Origin of the sequence: Chthoniobacter sp. (assembly GCF_040003245.1) — a bacterium.
In the GTDB taxonomy this organism is placed as follows: Bacteria; Verrucomicrobiota; Verrucomicrobiia; order Chthoniobacterales; family Chthoniobacteraceae; genus Chthoniobacter.
In genome coordinates this window covers 1-20,243 of record NZ_JBDUCX010000113.1, presented here as the reverse complement: position 1 = coordinate 20,243, position 20,243 = coordinate 1, and the positions used below count along the sequence as shown (strand labels likewise).

The 20,243-nt window shown below is 61.9% G+C and carries 18 protein-coding genes; 9 read left to right on the top strand and 9 right to left on the bottom strand.

The features are described 5' to 3' along the window. Together ABJF10_RS16425 and ABJF10_RS16420 are read left to right on the top strand one after the other, a co-directional pair. The coding region (locus ABJF10_RS16425; protein ID WP_348545674.1) for an ATP-binding cassette domain-containing protein at window positions 1-736 on the top strand (736 nt) is incomplete at its 5' end. 119 nt (window positions 737-855) lie between these two features. Then, the gene (locus ABJF10_RS16420) at window positions 856-2,076 is read left to right on the top strand and encodes a DUF1015 family protein (protein WP_348545673.1); all 1,221 of its coding nucleotides are present in this window, start codon (window positions 856-858) and stop codon (window positions 2,074-2,076) included. 13 nt (window positions 2,077-2,089) lie between these two features. Here ABJF10_RS16420 and ABJF10_RS16415 read toward each other — a convergent pair whose 3' ends face one another. The 4 genes from ABJF10_RS16415 to ABJF10_RS16400 all read right to left on the bottom strand — a co-directional run bounded on the left by ABJF10_RS16415 (window position 2,090) and on the right by ABJF10_RS16400 (window position 9,061). Next, a complete protein-coding gene (locus tag ABJF10_RS16415; protein ID WP_348545672.1) occupies window positions 2,090-2,956 on the bottom strand; it encodes a hypothetical protein in 867 nt (288 codons plus the stop codon). 26 nt (window positions 2,957-2,982) lie between these two features. Next, the gene (locus ABJF10_RS16410) at window positions 2,983-3,324 is read right to left on the bottom strand and encodes a hypothetical protein (RefSeq protein ID WP_348545671.1); all 342 of its coding nucleotides are present in this window, start codon (window positions 3,322-3,324) and stop codon (window positions 2,983-2,985) included. Beyond that, the gene (locus ABJF10_RS16405; protein ID WP_348545670.1) at window positions 3,321-3,875 is read right to left on the bottom strand and encodes a DUF4339 domain-containing protein; all 555 of its coding nucleotides are present in this window, start codon (window positions 3,873-3,875) and stop codon (window positions 3,321-3,323) included. Before ABJF10_RS16405 ends, ABJF10_RS16410 begins: the two co-directional genes overlap by 4 nt. A 170-nt stretch (window positions 3,876-4,045) precedes the next feature. Further along, window positions 4,046-9,061 carry a PVC-type heme-binding CxxCH protein gene (locus ABJF10_RS16400; protein WP_348545669.1) on the bottom strand — a complete coding sequence of 1,672 codons (5,016 nt, stop codon included), beginning with the start codon at window positions 9,059-9,061 and terminating at the stop codon, window positions 4,046-4,048. Between the two features lie 292 nt (window positions 9,062-9,353). Between ABJF10_RS16400 and ABJF10_RS16395 the strand changes: the two genes are divergently transcribed. Continuing rightward, window positions 9,354-10,337 carry a metallophosphoesterase gene (locus ABJF10_RS16395; protein ID WP_348545668.1) on the top strand — a complete coding sequence of 328 codons (984 nt, stop codon included), beginning with the start codon at window positions 9,354-9,356 and terminating at the stop codon, window positions 10,335-10,337. A 15-nt stretch (window positions 10,338-10,352) separates the two neighbouring features. On the opposite strand, the gene ABJF10_RS16390 is transcribed toward ABJF10_RS16395, so the two are convergent. From ABJF10_RS16390 to ABJF10_RS16380, 3 genes are read right to left on the bottom strand one after another with little or no spacing between them, the layout of a single operon-like run. Further along, on the bottom strand, window positions 10,353-11,267 hold the full coding sequence (locus tag ABJF10_RS16390; protein ID WP_348545667.1) for a metallophosphoesterase: 915 nt from the start codon (window positions 11,265-11,267) through the stop codon (window positions 10,353-10,355). Beyond that, on the bottom strand, window positions 11,264-12,139 hold the full coding sequence (locus ABJF10_RS16385) for a right-handed parallel beta-helix repeat-containing protein (protein ID WP_348545666.1): 876 nt from the start codon (window positions 12,137-12,139) through the stop codon (window positions 11,264-11,266). The genes ABJF10_RS16390 and ABJF10_RS16385 overlap by 4 nt, the downstream gene beginning before the upstream one ends. Next, the gene (locus ABJF10_RS16380; RefSeq protein WP_348545665.1) at window positions 12,120-12,656 is read right to left on the bottom strand and encodes a hypothetical protein; all 537 of its coding nucleotides are present in this window, start codon (window positions 12,654-12,656) and stop codon (window positions 12,120-12,122) included. The genes ABJF10_RS16385 and ABJF10_RS16380 overlap by 20 nt, the downstream gene beginning before the upstream one ends. A 111-nt stretch (window positions 12,657-12,767) precedes the next feature. On the opposite strand from ABJF10_RS16380, the gene ABJF10_RS16375 reads away from it, so the two are divergent. The 5 genes from ABJF10_RS16375 (at window position 12,768) to ABJF10_RS16355 (ending at window position 17,332) form a co-directional block, all read left to right on the top strand. Next, window positions 12,768-13,850, top strand: a complete 1,083-nt coding sequence (locus ABJF10_RS16375) for a Gfo/Idh/MocA family oxidoreductase (RefSeq protein WP_348545664.1) — start codon at window positions 12,768-12,770, stop codon at window positions 13,848-13,850. Between the two features lie 102 nt (window positions 13,851-13,952). Beyond that, a complete protein-coding gene (locus ABJF10_RS16370) occupies window positions 13,953-15,863 on the top strand; it encodes an ATP-binding protein (RefSeq protein ID WP_348545663.1) in 1,911 nt (636 codons plus the stop codon). Between the two features lie 9 nt (window positions 15,864-15,872). Further along, window positions 15,873-16,244 (top strand): response regulator, encoded by a 372-nt coding sequence (locus ABJF10_RS16365; protein ID WP_348545662.1) that lies wholly within the window; start codon window positions 15,873-15,875, stop codon window positions 16,242-16,244. Window positions 16,245-16,252: 8 nt separating this feature from the next. Further along, complete coding sequence (locus ABJF10_RS16360; protein WP_348545661.1) at window positions 16,253-16,675, top strand: hypothetical protein; 423 nt, start codon at window positions 16,253-16,255, stop codon at window positions 16,673-16,675. A 69-nt stretch (window positions 16,676-16,744) separates the two neighbouring features. Continuing rightward, a complete protein-coding gene (locus ABJF10_RS16355) occupies window positions 16,745-17,332 on the top strand; it encodes a hypothetical protein (RefSeq protein ID WP_348545660.1) in 588 nt (195 codons plus the stop codon). Between the two features lie 36 nt (window positions 17,333-17,368). Here the strand turns inward: ABJF10_RS16355 and ABJF10_RS16350 are convergent, their stop codons facing one another. Continuing rightward, window positions 17,369-18,304 (bottom strand): alpha/beta hydrolase, encoded by a 936-nt coding sequence (locus ABJF10_RS16350; protein WP_348545659.1) that lies wholly within the window; start codon window positions 18,302-18,304, stop codon window positions 17,369-17,371. A gap of 39 nt (window positions 18,305-18,343) precedes the next feature. Continuing rightward, the gene (locus ABJF10_RS16345; protein WP_348545658.1) at window positions 18,344-19,612 is read right to left on the bottom strand and encodes a hypothetical protein; all 1,269 of its coding nucleotides are present in this window, start codon (window positions 19,610-19,612) and stop codon (window positions 18,344-18,346) included. Between the two features lie 122 nt (window positions 19,613-19,734). On the opposite strand from ABJF10_RS16345, the gene ABJF10_RS16340 reads away from it, so the two are divergent. Beyond that, a partial coding sequence (locus tag ABJF10_RS16340) for an SbmA/BacA-like family transporter (RefSeq protein WP_348545657.1) occupies window positions 19,735-20,243 on the top strand: 509 nt, incomplete at its 3' end.

The following is a 20,243-nucleotide window of genomic DNA, read 5'->3' as shown; positions in this document are numbered from 1 at the left end:
GCTGGGGTTTGTGCCGTGGGAGCGCAAGGACGCGATGAAGCGGCAGTTTTCGCTGCTGATGGGGCAGAAGAATGCGCTGTGGTGGGATCTGCCGGCGCGGGAGTCGCTGGAATTGAACCGCGCCATCTACGGCATCGACCGGGCGAGCTTCACGAAGATCGTCGGCGAACTCACGGAACTGCTCGATTGCGTGGACAAGCTCGACGTGATGGTGCGCGAACTTTCGCTCGGCGAACGGATGAAGATGGAATTGATCGCCGCGCTGCTGCACTCCCCGCGGGTGCTGTTTCTCGATGAACCGACGATCGGCCTCGATGTGACCTCGCAGAAAAAAGTGCGCGAGTTTCTGCGGCATTACAACCGCGACCGGAAGATCGTGACGATGCTCACGAGCCATTACATGCAGGACATCGAGGAGTTGTGCGCGCGGGTGATCATCATCGACAGTGGCCGCATCTTTTTCGACGGCCCGCTGAACACGATCATCGACCGCTTTGCCACGCACAAGATCGTGAGCCTGTCCTTCGCCAATGGCATGGAGTGCGATTTCGCCGGTCTCGGGGAGATCGTGGAGCGCACCCCGGGCTCCATCCGGCTGAAGGTGCTACGAGCGAAAGTCGCGGACACGTGCCGCGAAGTGCTGACGGGCTGCAAGGTGACGGACCTGAATGTCGAGGAGCCGCCGGTGGAGGAAGTGATCCGGCAGCTTTTTCATGAGCAGGCGGAGAGTGCTTAGTTCTCAGTGCTCAGTATGCAAAGTTTTCGCACCGCACCTCAGTTACTGAGAACTAAGCACTGAGCACTAAGAACTCCGCACTTGCCCCGCTTTCGCACATCCCCTTTCCTCTCCCGCCTATGCTCCGCATCAAAGCTTTCCAAGGTCTTCGCCCCACTCCGCCTCTCGTGACGGAGGTCGCCTGCGTCCCCTACGACGTCGTCAATCGCGAGGAATCCGCCGCGCTCGCGGCGGGGCATCCGCACAGCCTTTTGCATGTGGATCGCGCAGAGATCGATCTGCCGCCGGAGACGGACCCTTATTCCGACGCCGTCTACGCAAAGGCGCGGGAGAATTTTCTTGGGCTGCAGGAGGAAGGCGCTCTGATCCGCGAGACGGAGCCGTGCGTTTACCTTTACCAGCAGCGCATGGGGAGCCATGTGCAGGTGGGCGTTGCCACGGTCTGCCACATCGAGGATTACGAGCGCGACATCATCAAGAAGCACGAGAAGACGCGTCGCGACAAAGAGGACGACCGCACGCGGCTCATCGGTACGATCAGCGCAGATACCGGCCCGGTTTTCCTGACCTATCGCGACTCCGCGGCGATCGATGCGCTTGTGGCGGATGTACAGAAAGATACGCCATTGTATGATTTCACCGCGCCCGATGGCGTGCAACATACCGTGTGGCGCGTAGCCGGGGCGAAGGCGTTCGTGGAAGCCTTTGGGAATGTGCCGGTGTCTTACGTCGCGGATGGGCATCATCGCACGGCGAGTGCGGCGCGGGTGGGCCGCGAGCTGCGTGAAGCGAATCCCGCGCACACGGGCAACGAGGAATACAATTGGTTTCTCGCCGTGCTCTTCCCCGCGAGCCAGCTCCAGATCCTCCCCTACAATCGCGCGGTGAAAGAACTCAACGGCCAGACAAAAGAAGCGTTTCTCGAAGCCGTCGGACGCGCCTTCACGGTACTGCCGAACGGCTCCCCCACCCCGAAGCGGCCCGGCGAAATTCGCATGTACCTCGATGGCGCATGGTATGACCTCGCGTGGCAGCCGGCGGTGAATGCGGACCCGATTTCGCAACTTGATGTCACCGGTTTGCAAGATCGACTGCTCGCGCCGCTGCTCGGTATCGATGATCCGCGCACCAGCAAGCGCGTCGATTTTATCGGTGGCATCCGGGGCACCGATGAACTCGTGAAGCTGGTCGATGCCGGCCAGGCCGCCGTCGCCTTCTCCATGTATCCCACGACGGTCGATCAGCTCATGGCTATCGCCGATGCCAATCAGATCATGCCGCCGAAGAGCACGTGGTTTGAGCCGAAGCTCCGGTCGGGACTGTTCATCCACACCTTCTGAACAGCGCGGCCGTTCACTTGATCTGATCGCATTTATCGAGGCGCACGACGTCGTCGAAGCCCTCGCAGCGGCCGCGGACATCGATCACCTGCCCCTTTTGCAGGCGCGCCACGGTATCGCCGTCCTTGTTCGTCATCACCAGTGTGAGCGCGCCAAAGGAACCTTTCTCCTCGCGGAACTTGAACTCCGGCGCGGAAAAGGCACAGAGCACCCAGCCATTGCCAGTGCTGCCCGAGAGATAAATCTGGTAGACCTTCGCGTCGGAGGGATCCGGGCGGTAGCCGCCGAGGATGCCATGCACAGTGAACTTCTGCCCCTTGTACGTCTTGTCCGCCCGGGCGCGGTCGCCGCCGTAGGCCAGCAGCAGCGTCTCCACGGGAATCGCCGTGCTGGCATCCGCTTTGGACACCGGTAGATGCGAATTTTGCAGCCGCTCGATGGCAGTGCGGACGTTGATGGCATCATCGAGCTTGCCCGCCACCGTCAGCTGTTTCTTGAACTCGATGAGACGGGGCACGGTCTCCTGGATGAGTTGGGTCGTGAGATCGCGGAGCTTCGTGAAGGTCTGCACTTGCAGGGCGCGCAACACCTTCGGCTCGGTCACAAAACTGGCTTCGTTGAGATCCTGCTCCGCGGCGAGGCGCTGGCGTTCGGCGCGCGCGGCGATGGCGCCCTCGAGGTCGGCGGTCTTCTGCAAGTTGAGCTGCAGCTCGCCCAACTGGTCATCGTATTTGCTAAAGACATCGCGGCGGACACTCGCGATCTTATCTTCGCACTTCTGGGCCTCCGCCTCGGCGGGGCTCACAGTAATCTGGGCCGCCAGGCAGACCTGGCTGAAGATGAACACGGAGAGAATGGCAAAGAGACGGGAGGAAAACATGGGAGAGGGAGAAAACTTGTGCCCGATTATTTTTGTCCCGTCACGACATTGCGCACGCCATCTGCATAGCCTTCGGCGAAGCCGCGCTCCCAGCGGTCGGGCTGCCCGGCAGCCTGCTCGCGGGCCACACGTTTCGCGTCCTCTTCCGTGGCCAGAGCTCCGTGCGGGACGGCGTGTTTTTTGCCGTATTCGAAACCGGCATTGTAGCCGTCTTCAAAGGGGCGGGTTTCGACCGGCGGAACGTGGACCACGGGATGGCCCTTTTTCATTTCCGGCTCGGGTGTCGCCAGCGCGGTCGGCGGCGGTCGGCCGCAGCCCACCAGAGCAATGACCACGATCAAAATCGCCGATAGCGGTGCTCGCTTCATGGCGCGACCTCCTGGGGCGGTCCGCCGTTCCACTCACGAGCCTTGGCGTCATACTGCAGGGGGACGGTCCAGGTCATTTTTCGCACCTGGCCGGTGGGCTCCGTGATCTCGCCGTGAAGATGCACTGTGGCGCCATCCGGCGGCTGCAGTTCGACTGAGGACCCGGCGAAATCACCGAAATCCACGACCGCACCCGGCGCCAGCGCCCCACCGCGCACGATTCCCCGCGCCCGCCAGTAGGCGGAAGAAGCCGTGTATTCGTGCTGATTCGCCTCCCGCCAGCCCAGCAAGGCGACGGAGCCGAAGAACTGCACGACGAAGCCGATCAAAAGGACGAAGCCGAAAATGATGATCCGCCTGAGCCACGGATTTGCACGCTTGCGCAGCTTGACCAGCGTCGTGACGGGTTGCCACTGCTCCAGCCCTTCACGCCAATAGAGGGTCTCCTCCGCGATGAGACCGGAATTGAGCAAGTGGTCGATCTGCGGAATCGTGTAAGGACCGCGCTGCTCGCCGTGGATATGCAAATAGAAAATCTCAGGAGAGATCATCAAACGAATGGGCAGAGCACTATGGCGAAGAATTCCCGGGGCGGCTATCGGAATTCGCGCCGGACGCAAACGAGCGTCAGACAAAACGCATTTTTTGCCCCAACAAACGCGATATTCGGCAATAGAGCCCATGGAGCCAACTGGGCCAATGGAGCCCATGGGACGCCCGTCTATTTAGTAAGCTGGGCGCTGGGACCGGGTGGGAGCGGGACTTGGGCGGGGCTGCGCAGGTAGGAGACGAGGTCGCGTACGTCCTTGTCGCTCCACGGGGTCAGCAGGCCCTCGGGCATCATCGAGGTTTCGAGCGTGGTGATGGTCTTGACCTCGTCGCGCGGGATGCTGAGCGATTCGTTGGGCGTGACGATGCTCACGATCTTCGGGTCCTGCTGGTTGGCGATGCCGACAAGGGTGCGGCCGTCTTTTAGCTCCATCATCGTCGTGCGGTAGGCGTTGGGGATTTCGGCGTTCGGGTCGATGACGTTGTGCAGCAGATAATCGAGGTCGGCGCGATTCGAGCCGGTGAGATCGGGGCCGATCTTACCGCCGCTGCCGAAGAGCGTGTGGCAGATGCCGCACGTCTGGGTAAACATGGTGCGGCCATGGCTTGGGTCAGGCGCGGGCAGGCCCTTGTTTTCGATCAGCACTTTGTATTTCGCCTGGGCGGCGAGTTTGTCGGCGGGGGTTTCACGCGACACGCCCCACACTTTCTCCAGCTCCTTGGTGAGCTCGGACTGATTGAGGCCGCGCACCTGGCGGGCGATGTCGGCGGAGAGGTCCTTGGCGGAGACGCGATTGTCAGCGATGGCGGCCAGCAAGGGCTTCGCGAAGGCCACGCGGGAGACGAGCGTGAGCAACGCGTCGCGCTTCTCCTCCACGGACAGATTGGCATAGATGGCGAGGAGCGCGTCGGGGGTCTTCGGATCGGCGTAGGCGGCAAGGCCGCGAATGGCCGGGGCGCGCAACGTGGCATCCTTGAGCAGGTCGAGCAGCACCGGCGGCAGGGCGGCATCCTTGACGTTTAACAGCGAGTCGAGCGCGCGGCGGCGATCGGTCTCACTCGCGCTGGTGTTGGTCACAATCTTGCGCGTGGCCTCCAGGGCGCGGCTGCTGCCGAAGGTCAGCGACAGCGCCTCGGTGATACCGCGAATATCGCTGTTCGCGCTCTTGGTGAGTTTCGCTTCGACCACGTCCCAACCAGCGGGCAGCGGCACGGTGCGCTGGCCTTTCAGCGCGGCGGTGAGGCCGGTGAGCACGGCGAGCTGGCGCGAATCGTCATTGAGTTTGGGGAGCAGCGCGGCCAGCGCGCCGAGCGCCTCGGGCGTGCCGAGCGTGGCCACGCGACGGGCGGTGAATTCCAGCACGCGCGGCAGCTTGGAATCCACGCCGATGGCCAGGGCGCGGTGCAGATCGGCCGTGGCCATGGGTTCGAGTGCATACCAATCCATGAGCGGGAGATTGTGATCGGCGGCGTCCTCGCCGTGGGCGTGCAAGGCGGTGACGATGTCCCAGCGCTGGGCGGGGGCGATCCGTTGCGCGGCGGTGGCGAGATACAGGCGCACCACCGGTGAGGCATCGCTTCGCGCCAGCCCACCAAAAGTCTGCACGATCTTTTCCGACGGCTGGCCATCCTCGCAGGCGACCTGAATAGCCCACGACCGGACATACGCGTCTTCGGATTTCAGCAGCTTGAGGGTGTCTGCTTCCTGCAAACCACCGATGCTGTGCAAGGCCCAGAGCACCCGGAGCTGCGCCTCGGTGCTGGAGACGCCGTAGTAGTTGGCGGTCAATTTCATCATCAACACCTTCCCATCGAGCCCGAGCACGTCCCGCAGCTTTTGCCGCGCGGCTGGGTCGATCGTCCCCGCCCCCGCGCGCTCTTCCAGGATGCGGCGCGCGTGCCGGCTGAGCCACTCGTGCTGATCGAGGAGGAGCATCACGAGTTCTCCGTCGGATTTTTTCTTGAGGTCCACCGGCGTGGTCCTGGTGTCGCCGTAGGTGATCTTGAAGATGCGGCCGTTGCTGCGGTCGTGGACGTCGGGATTGTTGTTGTGGCACTGGTTCTTGTCGTACCAGTCGATCATGTAGCACGAGCCATCCTGGTCGTACTGGAGGTTCACGATCTGCGACCAGGCGTCGTTGAAAAGGATGAAATCCGGGGCGTGATGGCCGATGTAGCCGCTGCCACTTTTCTCGAGCGTGTCTTCATTGATCCGCGCGCCGTGGATGTTGTTCATGAAGGTCTGGCCGTAATATTTCTCCGGCCAGCTTCCGCCCTGGTAGACCATGAGCCCGGCGTGCGCGTGTCCCCCACCCGCGCTGTCGCTGCGGCCATTGCCGGCGTGCGGCGTCTTGCTCGCGTAGTGGACGTGGTCGGCGATGGTCTTGATGTCGTCGTAGAGGTTCGGATTGAAGTGCTGCCCGCCCTGCCGCATGTAATGCCCGCCCTGGATCATGTGCCACAAATGGGGAATGACGCAGCCCTCGGTAATGCAGTGGCCGTACTGATTGAAATCGATGCCCCACGGGTTGCTCGTGCCTTCGGCGAAGAGCTCGAACTGATGCTTCAACGGATGGTAGCGCCACACGCCGGCATTGATCCGCGTGCGTTCGTTGTCCTCCGTGCCCGGTTTGCCGACATTGCTTTGCGTGAAGACACCGTGGCAGCCATAGAGCCAACCGTCAGGGCCCCAGGTGAACGTGTTCAGCGTCTCGTGGGTGTCGCCGTAACCCCAGCCATCGAGCAGGATCTGCGGCGGGCCCGAGGGCTTGGGCGCATCGCCATCCTGCATGGGAATGAACATGAAATAGGGCGAAGCGCCGACATAAACGCCGCCGAAGCCGACCTCGATGCCGCTGACCAGATTGAGCCCTTCCGCGAAGACGGTGCGCTTGTCGAATTTTCCATCCCCGTTGGTGTCTTCGAAAACGAGGATGCGATCCTTGCCGCCGAAAATGTCCTTGAGCTGCGCCTCGGTCGGCTTGCTGCGATCCGTGCCGGGAGCGTGATCGTCCTTCGGCGGCGTGCCGGTGCGTTTCGGATAGGTGTAACCTTCCGCCACCCAGATGCGCCCGCGATCATCGATGGCGAAGGCGATGGGCTGCATCACATCCGGCTCGCCGGCGAAGAGCGTGGCGCGGAAGCGGGGCGGGAGCGTCATCTCTTTGGTGGCTTGCTCGGGCGGCAGCCCGGCGAACTTGTAAGTATCCTGCGGGAGCGGCGGGGCGGTCATGCTGGCATTCGCCAGTTTCACCGCCGCAGCGAATTCCGGCTTCGCGGAGTAAAAGCGGAAGTCGTCGAAATTCACGTGGCCCCAGCCAACGCTCTCCTCGTCCACAATGCGGATGAAGATTTCCTTGTCCTTGAGCGGCTGGAGATCGACGGCCACGGGCAGCATTGTTTCGTTATTGTTGCCGCGTGCGGTGAAAAAAATCTCGCCGGTATCCACACGCACCAGTTCCACGCGCGTGCCCGGCAGGTTGCCGCCGCCGAGGAGAAAGGACGCCCACGGCTGCGTGACCTTGAACGGCACGGAGGTCAGCGTGCCGTGCGGCTTGTCGGCGAGCTTCTCGTAACCGCCGATCCAGTATTGCCCATGGAGATTGGCGTGCTTGCCGTTGCCGTATTTGCGGTTCTGGTCGATCTCGCCCTTGATCGGCTGGTCGTTGAAGGCGTCGCCCGTCGCCATCCAATCGCGCAGGGTGCCCTCTTCGAAATCGAAGTTGAGCGGTTTGCCGTCTTTGCCGATGGGGAGCACGCCACGACTTCCCGGCGGCATTCCCAAAGTATCAATGGTGACATTGATCTTCCCCGGCACGGTCGCTTCGCGCACTTGCGCAGCAGTCGATGCGGGCGCTGGGGCCGTGGCCACCGAGACGTTTTCGACATACGCCGGATTCGGCTTCGGCTGCGCCTTCTCGTATTCCGCGGCGCTGACGGATTTCTTTTCGTGCAGGTGGACGAAGGTGCCTTTCTTGTTGCCTACGACGATGTCGGGCAGCCCGTCGCCGTTCACATCGCCGACGACCACCTGGGTGCCGACGCCGGAGTTATCATCGATGAGATGCGGGACGAAATCGACGTCCTTGCCGTGACGCACGAGTTGGAACCAATAGAGGACCGCCGGTTCATTCGGCTCGGGGTCGCCGTGATTGCCGTGCGCCCAGAAGCGCTTGCCGATGACGATGTCCTTGAGCCCGTCGCCGTCGATATCGGCGAGCTCCAGCGCGTGGAGTTGCGAGAAGTGGACGCCGTAGCGGTTCTCCTCCGCCTTCTCGCCCATGATGAGATGCTTGCGAAAGCTGATCTCGTCGCCGGTACGGACCTGCTCCCACCACGCCAGCCCGTAACCATGCGCGGCCACGCTGCCGACGATGTCCGGCAGTCCATCGCCATTTACGTCGTAGGCGTAGAACTGGGCGCCGCCGCCCAGATTGACCGCGTGCTTCTTCCACACCGGATCGCCCGCCAGCGATGCCGGCTGCTCCCACCACCCGCCCGCTTCGAAAAGATCCGGCTTCCCGTCGCCATTCACATCGCCGACCCCCAGCCCGTGCGTGAAGCGCGCCCAACTGCCCTTGGGCGAGATGGGATGGAATGTCCACGGTTTGGCCGGATCGCTCCAATCCGCCTTGGCATAGCCCAAGTACCCGCCGCTGTTGCAGACGATCTCGGGTTTTCCGTCGCCGTCGATGTCGGCGAAGGTCGGCGACTCATTGTCCACAGTATCGAAGATCGTGTGCTTTTTCCACGGACCTTCCTTGCCCTGCGGATTTTCGTACCACGAGGCGTCCTTGCCGGGAAAGCCGTAGATCAGGATATCCGGCCAGCCGTCGCCGTTAAAGTCGTAGACGAAGGCGAAGAAATTGTCGGAGTAGACGTTCTTCGTGCCGAGGCCGCCCTCGAAGCCCGCGATCGTCTCCTCTTTGCCGTCCGCGCCGAGACGCTTGAAAGTCTGCGTCGCCGGGTAATACTCATGCCGCACCTTGAAGTCCGGTCCTTCGTACCAGTAGGGGCCGGAAACGATGTCCATTTTCCCATCGTGATTGAAGTCGCCGAAGGCCGCGCCCTCGCACCAAAAATGTTCGTCGAGCTGCTGCTTCTTGAAGGTGTGCAACGCCGGGTCGGCGGCCAGGGCAACGGAAGTAAAAAAAGCAAGCAGAGTCGCGGCGCGGGAGAACGCTTTCATAGGAGGGGCGGGAGGGTGCAACGGCGGGAATGATTCCGCACGGAAGATGAAATCCGCATGTTGGCAGAGTCGCTAGGTTCTTTCCGACAAAATTCAGTGCAAATGCGACATGGGAGGCCGGAGCCTCAGAGCTCCTGAACATCCAACACGCAACGTCCAACATCCAACGTCCAAGGGGGCAAACGTGCGCGGGATTTTCCCCATTGGATGTTGGGTGTTGGGTGTTGGATGTTCTGCTTTTCCCTAATTTCCCCTCCCCTCGCCGCTTGAAATCAGCAAATCTTTCGACTCCATGAATTCCCCCACCCCGGTCGTTTCCCGTCGTCACGCCCTCAAGCAGACCTTCTTCTTCAGCGCCGCCATCGCTCTCGGCTCACGCGCTCCCTTTGCGCAGGCGGACGAGGCGGCTCCCGGGGACCGCCATTTCCTGATGATCGGCGACTATGGGACGGCTGACCAAGCGCAAAAGGCCGTGGCCAAGGGTATGCAGGATTACGCGCGGGCGATGAAGATGACGCCCGACGGGCTCTTTCTCGTGGGCGACAATTTCTACGGGGCCTTTCCCGAGGGACTCGACTCTCCGCGCTGGAAGACGGGCTTTGAGGACATGTATCCCGCGACGGCCTTTCCCGGGCCCTGCTGGGTGGTGCTGGGCAATCACGATTACGACAACGAACCGGTGATCAAGATCGCTGCGGAGCTGGCCTACAACCAGGCGCGGCCAGGCACACGCTGGACAATGCCGGCGAAATGGTACCGCGTCGAGTGGCCGGCGGTGAATCCCGTGGTCACGTGCCTGATGCTCGACAGCAATTACAAGAACAGCACGGCCTGGCTGAAGCCGGAGGAGCGCGCCGCGCAACTCGCGTGGCTCACGGCCGAGCTCGCCAAGCCGCGCACCACGCCGTGGCTGGTGGCCATGGGGCATCACCCGCTCTATAGCAATGGGCATCACGGCGACACCAAGGCTCTCGTGGACGAATGGGGCCCGCTCTTCCAGAAGCATGGCGTCGACTTCTATTTCTGTGGGCACGATCACGATCTGCAGCACCTGGAATTCGAAGGCCGGCGCACGTCGTTCGTCCTGTCCGGTGGCGGCGGAGCCGGGTTGCACGATGTGAGCACGCAGCGCGGGCCTTTTGCCCAGAAGGTGCACGGCTTCACGCATCTCCAGGTTAGCAAGGAGAAGTTCGTCGTCCGCCACGTCGATGGCGACCAGAAGCAACTCCACGCCTTCGGCAAGACGCCCGCTGGCAAGATCGAAATCCTGAGCTAGGCGCGCGCTGCGCCTTCAGGCCTTTTCCCGGGCCCACTGGCGGTTTTCCTGTCGGCGGAAACCTTGCAAGCGCAACGATCCGTCGGCCATCACCTCCAGCATCGCGTAGCCACTGCTTTCCAAGCCCGTGCCTTCGATCATGGCGACCAGCGTGCAGTAGTGGATACCCGCGATCTGCTGGTAATCGTTCGCGTGCGAGTGCCCTTGGAATACCGCCAGCACCTTCGATGATTGTTCGAGAATCTCGCGCACGGCAGCGGCATTGCGGACGCTGTGCGGCGGGTGGATGTCGAGCCGCTGATGGGCGAAAATGATCACCGTCCTCGTCGTCGCGGCCAAATCTGCGCGCAGCCATTCCAGTTGATCCGCGGGAATGTTGGCGTCCTTCCAGTCAAAGTTGTCGCGCTGGTAGGGCTCACCCGCCGAGGTAAAACACGCGTCGAGGATCACGAAATGAAACTCTCCGGAATCGAACGCATAGTGCGCGGTGCGCGCAGCGGCCGTATGCGCGGCAAATTCCTCCTTCGTAAGCGTGGCCACGCAGTGATTGCCGAGCACGTAGTGCCGCGCTGCCTTGGTGCCAGCGAAGACCTTCTCGATGGTATCCAGCCAGCCAATCTCCTGCTCCACCGTGGCCGCCTTGTCGATCAAGTCGCCCAGTTCCACGACGAAGGCCGGTGACTCCGCGTTGAACCGGGCGACGGCTTCCGCCAGCTTGCCCAATGTCTCGCGATAAAAGCGGGTTCCGGCTGCCGGTTTGTCGCCGTAATGCAGATCGGTGACGAGCCCGATGCGCAAGGAGGGCTTTTCACCTGCCTCCGCGGCCAGCAGTGCGCCACTGCCCAACCCGGCCAGACACAGTGCACCGCGCTGGAGAAATGCCCGACGTAGGATTTTGCCCGATGAAAGAATGTCCTGCCGCGGTCTCATGGCGTGCGAATCGTATTGGCTTCCCCTTCATCCGCCACGGGCTCCACCGGCGCATCAGCGCCAAAGCCGATCAATACCAGGTTGTCGAGGATCCGGTTCTGCGCGCCCCGAATGCGCAGACCGGCAAACTTCTGCTTCGCCCCGACCCCCGAATCGCTGATTTGATTGCGCGTGATCTCGTTGCGATTGCCGCCGAGCGCGATGCCATTCAGCCCCGAATGCTCGATCACATTCTCGCTGATCGTCGTCTCCGTGCCCCCGAGCGTGATCCCATTGCGACCGGAGCTGCGGACGATGTTCCCGCGAACGATATTGCCCTGCGTGCCCGCGTCCAGTTGCAGGCCGTTGCCCACCGTATTCAAAACGAGATTATCGACGATGTGATTGCGGACGTTGAGGTCTCCCATCTTGCACCAGCGCCACACGTTCACCCCGATCTCGCAGGCCGCGAAACAATTGCCGGTCACCCAGCACTCGTTGGCGTCGTTCAATTCCACGCCTACCCGGCAGCGGGCGATCTGGTTGTTCAGCACCCGGGCGGCCACGGTGAAATGGTCAAGGTCCACCGCCTCTTCGCAGGTGTCTTCGATCGTGCAATTCGCGACCAGTCCGTCGTGCACGGCGTAAAAGGCCACTCCCCGGCCAAAGCAATTGTGGATCACACAGTCGCGCACCACGAGATGCTCGACCGGTTTTCCCGTCGGCCCATCGGTATAATTATAGGGACCGATGGCGATGATGCCGCAGCGTTGCGCGTGCGTTCCCACGTTCGGATCATTGGCGGTGCGCCCGCCATCGATAGTTAGCCCTTCGATGGTGATCCTCTCGCAGCCGGTACGAATTTCAAAAACATTAGGCGCATCCTCGTTCATGATCCGAGTCCTGGCAGGCACCGGATACGCCAGCGGCTCCGCCAGGACGAGGCGGTCCGCCTCCACCCGCAACAATTTCGTGACAAAGGTGGGCTTCGTCTTGCCGGAGATCGGCTCCGGTTCGCCCCGGGCCATGATCTGCAGGCGCATCCCCCAGCGTGAGCCCCTGCTGCATCCGCACCGGCAGGCTCGTCTCGCCCGCCACGACGTCCGCACTCACTTCCGCGTGTTGCAAAGGCCGCAGTTTCAAAGTCGCTCCCGGCAATCCACGGAACGTCACATTGCGCAGTTCCTTCAACTCGAGCCCGCTCTGCAATACATACAGTCCGGGGTGAATCACGATCTCGCCTCCGCCGGCGGCGCGCACCCTGGCAATGGCCGCGAGAATTGGTTGTTCATCGGTGCCGTTGAAATCGCCGTGCCCATCCTGGGCCACACTCACTTGGGCGGCGAAGGTTGACTGGCCCAGGCAGACCAGCACGACACCGAGGACGAGGAGCAGAAGTCGGGGGGACATGTGGCTCATATAGCTTATATAAGCCCGGCCACGCGAGCGGACTTAGCGGCCACCGACGGCAAATTGCGCATTCCTCTCGGCCCGCCTCTCGTGTTTTCATCTCCTACCTCCATGAACATTTTCACTCGCCGCCGATTTCTCCACACCGCCGCGCTCGCCGGCATCTCCGCCGCCACCGTCGGCCGCGCCCAAGATGCCGGAGCGAAGCCCGCGAGAATTCGCATCGGACAGATCGGCACCGCCCACGCGCATGCGGCGGGGAAAATGGACACGATGCGCAAGTCCGAGGACTATGAGGTGGTGGGCGTCGTCGAGCCCGATGCCGATCGGCGGGCGAAGGCGGAACAGTCACCGACCTATGCGGGAGTGCCGTGGATGACCGAGGAACAACTTCTCCATGCGCCCGGCTTGCAAGCGGTGGCCGTCGAGACGCTCGTGAAGGATCTCGTGCCAACCGGCGCACGCTGCATCGCCGCCGGCAAACACCTCCATCTCGACAAGCCCGCGGGCGAATCGCTCCCCGCCTTCAAGGCCCTGCTCGACGACGCCACGCGCCGCAAGCTCACCGTGCAGATGGGCTACATGTTCCGCTATAATCCCGCCTTCCTGCTTTGCTTTCAGCTCCTGCGCGAGGGCGCGCTCGGTGAAGTCTTCTCCATCGATACGGCAATGAGCAAGCTGCTCGGTCCGGCTGAACGCCAGATCGCGCTTCCCTATCGCGGCGGCAGCATGTTCGAACTTGGCTGCCACGTCATCGATGCCGTGATCACTATCCTCGGCCGACCGGACAAAGTGACCCCGCACCGGCGCAGTGTCTCTGCGCTGGCTGATGGCTGGAGCGACAACGATCTCGCGGTGCTCGATTTTCCCCGCGCCACGGCCACCGTCCGCAGCGCGATGGTGGAAGTGGAAGGCGGCACCCGGCGCAATTTCGTCGTCTGCGGCACAAAGGGAACGTTCGACATCCGTCCTCTGGAAGCGCCCGCCGCGCGCCTGGCGCTCGACGCTCCACATGGGGAATTCAAGAAGGGCTATCAGGACGTGAAGTTCCCGAAGACGGGCGGGCGTTATGACGGTGACTTCGCCGACCTGGCCAAAGTCATCCGTGGCGAGAAGACCTACGCATTCACGCCCGAGCATGATCTCGCCACAGAGGAGACCCTGCTGCTGGCCTGCGGTCTGCCCGCTGCTTGACTCAGGGAAACAGGCGGTGAAAGCCCGTAGTTTTACGGAATAAGGCTTGCCGTCGCGGCAACAAAGGTAGTCAATTATTTTCCGAGCAGGAAAGCCCTGAGCATGATCGGAAAATCCCTATCGCCCGGTTGGTCGGATACGACTACGTCTGCAGACGACGAAGGGGGCGTAAGAATCGAGCAGGAACTCACCGCATCGATAGCAAGCCAGGATCCGAAAAAGCGTGGCCGCTTCGATCGGCGGCTCTTTCAACGGCTGTTTCGATCCGGTGCTTCTTTCGCGGAGCAAATCAGCGTCGGGTGCAGTCTCGTGACTACGCTCATTGGCGCGGTCACGCTCTTCGGATGGCTCAGCGGCATGGAAGCGCTGGCCAGTTTGCGGGCACACTATATTCCGATGGCGCCGAGCACCGCGCTGTGTTTCGCGCTGCTGGGTTTTGCGGTCGCCTCTCATGCCCGCCCCGGCTGGTCGCGCCGGGTGGCCGTCCTCTGCGCCGTCTTCGTCGGCTTCGTGGCGACGGCGAAATTGCTGGAGTTCGCCAGCGGCCACAGCTTGGGCTTCGACGAGTTTTTTGTCGCCGCTCCCAGTTCATTTGGGTTGGTGAGCAAGGGGCGCATGGCGCCCATGACTGCCTTCATTTTCGTGCTGGCGACGTTCGCGTTGTGCTGCCTGTTGCGCGCGCCCCTGCGGCGCTACGCGGGAAACGTGGCCACGTTGGTGACGGCCCTCAGCTTCATTGTGGTGCTGGGATACTTGCACGGAACGCCCTTCCTTTATGGGGGCAGCATAATCCCCGTGGCCTTGCCTACCGCGGTGGCGTTCTTCTTTCTGGGCTCCTCCCTCATCGCGGCGGCGGGCATTTCCTGCTGGCCATTGCGTCCTTTGAGCGGTCCTTCCGCCGGGTCGCTTCTCCTGCGTTGGTTTCTGCCCGTGGTCATCGCCGGGACCCTCATCACCGACTATCTCGAAACCAAGTTGCTACAGGGATCGCCTTTCAACCCGGCGCTCGTCTCCGCCCTCGCCACGCTGACGTTTGCGCTGGTGATCACCGCCGTCATCTCGCAAGTGGCCCGCATCGTTGGCGGGCGGATCGACCGCGCAGAGCGGGCGCGGAAGGCGGCGCAGGAGGCCACGAAAGCGCTGAATGCGGACCTGGAGCGGCGCATCCTCGAGCGCACCGGTGAGCTCAATGCCAGAAACCACGAAATGGAGAACGTCCTCGCAGACCTGACGCGATCACATGAGGAACTGAAGGGGGCGCAGTTGCAACTGATCCAGGCCGAGAAAATGCAATCGGTCGGGAGTCTGGCGGCCGGCGTGGCGCATGAAGTGAAGAACCCGCTGGCGATTCTAGAGATGGGGTTGGGTTGCCTCATGAACCGGCCCGATCTCGATGCCGAATCGCTCCAAATCGTGCACACCGAAATGAAGGAAGCGGTGAGCCGGGCGAACACGGTGATCAGCGGGCTGCTCGACTATTCTTCATCGAAAGAACTCGGTATCCACCCCTGCCCGCTGGACACCCTCCTGGACCGCGCTCTGCACCTCATGCGGCACGAATTCGTCAATCGCAAGATCACCGTGGTGCGCCACTTCGCGCCCGACCTTCCGCCGTGCCACATCGATGCCCAGAAGATCGAGCAAGTCTTCATCAATCTTTTTACCAACGCCTGCCACGCAATGCCGAAGAACGGCACGTTGACCGTGACAACGCTGGCCAGATCGTTGACCGCCGACGAGGTGCATTGGGCAGCCGGCGATCGCTCGGGCAGCCGCTTCCGGCAGAGTGAATTGGTCGCTGAGGTGACGGTGCGCGACACCGGCACGGGCATCGCCGGGGATCAACTCGACAAGGTCTTCGATCCCTTCTTTACCACCAAGCCCACTGGGCAGGGCACCGGCCTCGGCCTGACGGTCTCGCGCAAGATTGTGGACCTGCACGGCGGGAGACTCGAACTGGCCAATGCTCCCGAAGGCGGGGCCCTCGCGACCGTGTTGTTCCACCTCGCGTAATCCCATTTTATGAAAAAGACACGAATCCTGGTAGTGGACGACGAGCCCGGTTTTACCCGGCTGCTCAAGTTGGTGATGCGCCAATACGACATCCGCGAAGAGAACGATCCCCACCGCGCCATCGAAACGGCGCTGTCATTTCGACCGGATCTGATCCTGATGGACGTGATCATGCCCGGGATCGATGGCGGGAACCTGGCGGCGCAATGCCGGGCCGATACGTTGTTGCAGCGCGTGCCGATCGTGTTTCTCACCGCCGTGGTTTCGCCCAGCGAAGCCGGTGCGACGTCGAAGGAGATCGGCGGGTTTCCTTTCCTGGCGAAGCCAGTGAGCCCGGAAGCGCTCGAACGCTGCATCGAAGAGCATCTATCGGCCGCATAGCTCACGAAATGAAATCCGCGCTCTGGCTCGTTCTAGCGGTTTGCGTTGCCGTGAGCGCGTTGCGCGCAGCGCCGGAAGCACCTGCGACGCCCGCACCGGCTGCAGCAGCGCCATTCCGCCTTGTCTTCAAGTCCTACGATGGTGATCCGAGAATGAGTAACGATTTCAAGAAATTCTCGTTTCAAATCGATACCATCGATCTCCGGCAGCCGTCGGAGTTTCTCCAGGTGGGCCAAATGATTCCCAACACGCAACTCAAGCTCTCCCAATTCGCTTTCAAAGAGGCGTACGATGCCAAACTCCAGGAGAGCGTAGATGTCTCCGAACTCACGGTCGTTAATGTCATCACCGGCAAGCCCACCGTGCTGCCTCTCAACAAAGTCGTGAATGTTTCGGGTATCTATTCTCCTCCGGCGCGGGCAAATAAATGAAAGGAACCAGCGGGTTGTCCCGTATAACCCGCTGTAGTTCGCTGTCGCGATCATCGCGCCATTGAATCCATGAAACACACCCTTTTCCTCTGCACGCTGGCTTTCCTCGGCCTGTCACCCGCCCACGCCGCACCGAAGGCCGACACGCTCGACGATTTGAAAAAGCTCCCGATCACCTGCCTCGTACCGGACTGGTTGCCCGAGGGCTATCATTTGAAACGGGTAAGCATCGACTACGAGGACCGCGATGGACTCCATGATCCTAAAACGCGCGGATTTCCCAGCTACAACCTCGATTACCGCAATGGGAAAAAGGGCCAGTTCACCGTCGAGTGCGCGCGGGAAGGCATCGGCGATCGCAATCTCGACAAGGACGAGCGGGCGGAGGAAAGCCAGTTTGAGACGAAGCGCTACGGCACCGTCTACATCATCTATTTTCCACCGGGAAAAACCGGGGTAAAGGACCGCATCACAGCCAACTGGATCGACGATGACGCCATGCAGGCGGAAAAAACGCCCGACCCGGCTGGCCCGCGGATCAAAGGCCGTTATCACGGTTTGTCCGGCTACGGGATGACAGTCGCCCAGTTTGAGAAGATCGTGCAATCCGTCCACCCCATCCGCGAAAAAGCGGCGGACACGAAGACCTCGAAATAGGAGCGCGGAACGACAACTCCCCAGCGGATTGGATGTCTACGGTTTCGCGAGCGTGGGCTCGCCGAGGTGCTTCTTGAAAAAGGCCGCGGCGATCTCGACCGTCTCGTCGCACCACGGCTGGCTCATCCAGTATGGATGCGGCGCGTCTTTGAGCGTGTGAAGTTCGGTCTCGATGCCGAGCGCGCGCAGTTTCTCCTGCATCTCGGCGCGGCCGATCTTCAAGCTATCTCTCTCGCCTTCGATGAAGATCGTAGGCGGTGCGCCGGCCCGAACGTGCTGGAGGGGTGATGCCTGTTCGTAGACCTCGGGCTTTTCCTGATAAGTACCGCCGAAGAAGGCGACCGCGCCGGGATTGCTCTTGTCTTTGTTCGCCGCGATGAGGTCTTGCGAGCCAGCCATGACGATGGCGGCCTGGACGGCGCTGGATTGATCGCGGTTCGGGCCATCGCCTTCATATTCCGGCAGGCCATTGGTCATGGCCATCAGTCCAGTGAGATGCCCGCCAGCCGAGCCGCCCATCACACCGATACGCTTCGGATCGATCTTTAATTCCGCGGCATGCGCCCGTAAATAACGCACCGCCGCTTTGCAATCGTTGATCGCCGCCGGGTATTTCGCCTCGCCGGACAGGCGATAAGCGACGATGGCGGTCACGAAACCGTGCGTGGCCAGCCGTTCCATCATCGGCTTATCCTGCTCGACCTGCCGGTCCTTCCAACCGCCGCCGTGAATGTCGAGCACGGTGGGATATTGACCTGCCTTGTCCGGCACATAGAGCGTGAGCGTAACGGTATGCTCCGGATACACCGCTACTTCCTTGGTCACGAGCGTGAATCCGGCCGGTGTTGCGGGCATGACACGCTTCCACGGCACCTTGGCCGGCGTCGCCACAGGTGTGGCTGGCGTTTGCGCGTGAAGGAGGGGCACAGCCAAAAGCACTGCAACCAGCGTGGAAAGCACGGGGAATTTCATACAGCGATCAAGCAGCCCGGCACTGCCGGACTTAGGAACTTAGTTGAACTTGTTCTTCCGGTACGCGCCCATCGCGGGAGCGTCGGGATTCACTTCGGGGCCGAAATAACGCAGGATCACCAGCGGTTCCGTCTCGCTGGCGTTTTCAAAGGTGACACCGGCCTTCGCGCCGTCTTCGGTCACGAAATACTCGTCTTCGGTCAGCTCGTGGAAGCGGATCAGCTTCGGCGAATTCAGCGCCTCGCCATTGATCTTGCCGATGCCCTGCACGCAGATCAGGCCGTAGGCGCCCTTGTCCGTGATCGTCGCCTTCGCGCCGGGATCGACGGTCAGTTCCTTCGCGGTGAAAAGCTGCTCGCCGTCGACCTTGCCGTAAACGATCCAGCGATCGACGAAGCCTTCCTTGCGCGTGTCCGCCACCGGCACCGGCTCGAGGTAATGATGGTCCTTGAATTTCGGGTCGACGTTCTTGTCCCAGTCGAGTTGCTCGACGATGAAGTCGATGTCCTTGTGATGCTTCTTCGGCATGTCCTTCACGAGGAGCGACCACGGCACTTCGCGGCCTTCGACGAGACTCTGATACATGCCGAACACATCGCTGCCCCACTGCGGCTCATACGTGCACAGCGAACCCGGCGCATGCAGGATGCAGGGGTCGATCAGCCAGCCGGTGCCGACCTTCAGCCGATACGCCTTCGAGAGATCGAGGATGCCGTTGTCGCCCTTGTTCCAATTCTCGATGCACTTGCGGACCTGCGCCTTGGTCGTGCCGGGCTCGAAGCCCATGAACGTGTAGGGAAAATTGTTGCCCACGTTGTTATGCTGCGGCGGGAAATAGTACGACTCCGGCTTGCCCTCCTGCCCGACCAGCTTCGCCTGCTGGGCCGACTGGTGCATGTGGTGCGGGATCGGTCCCATGTTGTCGAAGAACTTCGAATACACCGGCCACTTCTGATACTTCTTCCAGATCGCCGAGCCGATCAGCGTGGCGCCGCATTCCGCCACCGCTTGCTGCAGGGTGAAGCGCTGCTTGCCCACCACCACGTAGCTCAATCCTTCGTCGGGCACGCGGCCTTCGTTCGCCGCCGGCGTGGTCGAGGCAAACCAGCGTTCATCGATGCCGCCGCGATTCAAGCCGTAGGCGTAGAGATCGTCCGGGTGCAACTTGAGCCGCTTGCCCGGCTGGAGAAAGCTGCGCGGCACCCAGGCGGGCGCGAGCCGCAGCAGGCCGCCGGTGCGCTGCAGCTCGGCTTCGACGGTTTTGGCGACTTTGTTTTTGACGGTCTTGAGTTGGAGGACGGAGTTCATGCGATGGTTGAAAAGGAGGTGCGCGGGCGCGCGGGGGCCGTCTTTATTTCAGTGACACGCGCAGGCGTCAAATATCGAATTGCTTGGCGCTCGCCCCGCCGCGCGGCTCTAATCCGCGCGGCATGTCCCCCCTCCGCAAGCCGCGCTTCAGGCTGGTCAAAAAATTCTTCCTTCTCGCCAAGGCTTTCTTCAATGGCGGCAGCAAGCGTCCGGCACGCCTTTGGTTTGCCGTCATCCTCGGCCTCTGCGCGACGGTCGGCGTGGTCCAGGTCTTCATTAGCTATACCATGCGCGACTTCATCACCGCGCTTTCCCAGCGCGATCACGACGCCTGGGTGCGCGGCCTGTGGAAGTTCGTCGGCATGTGCTTCATCTCCGTGCCGGTCGGTGTCTACTATCGCTATTCGCAAGAACGCCTCTCGCTCGTCTGGAGGCGCTGGATGACCCAGCACCTCATCAAGCGCTACTTTTTCAACCGCGCCTACTATCGCATCCGCGCTTCGGAGAGCGTGGACAACCCCGACCAGCGCATCGCCGAAGACGTGAAACTCTTCACCACGGGCGTGCTGAATTTCTTCCTCGTGATCGTCAATTCTGTCGTCACCCTCGTCAGCTTCCTGGGCATCCTGTG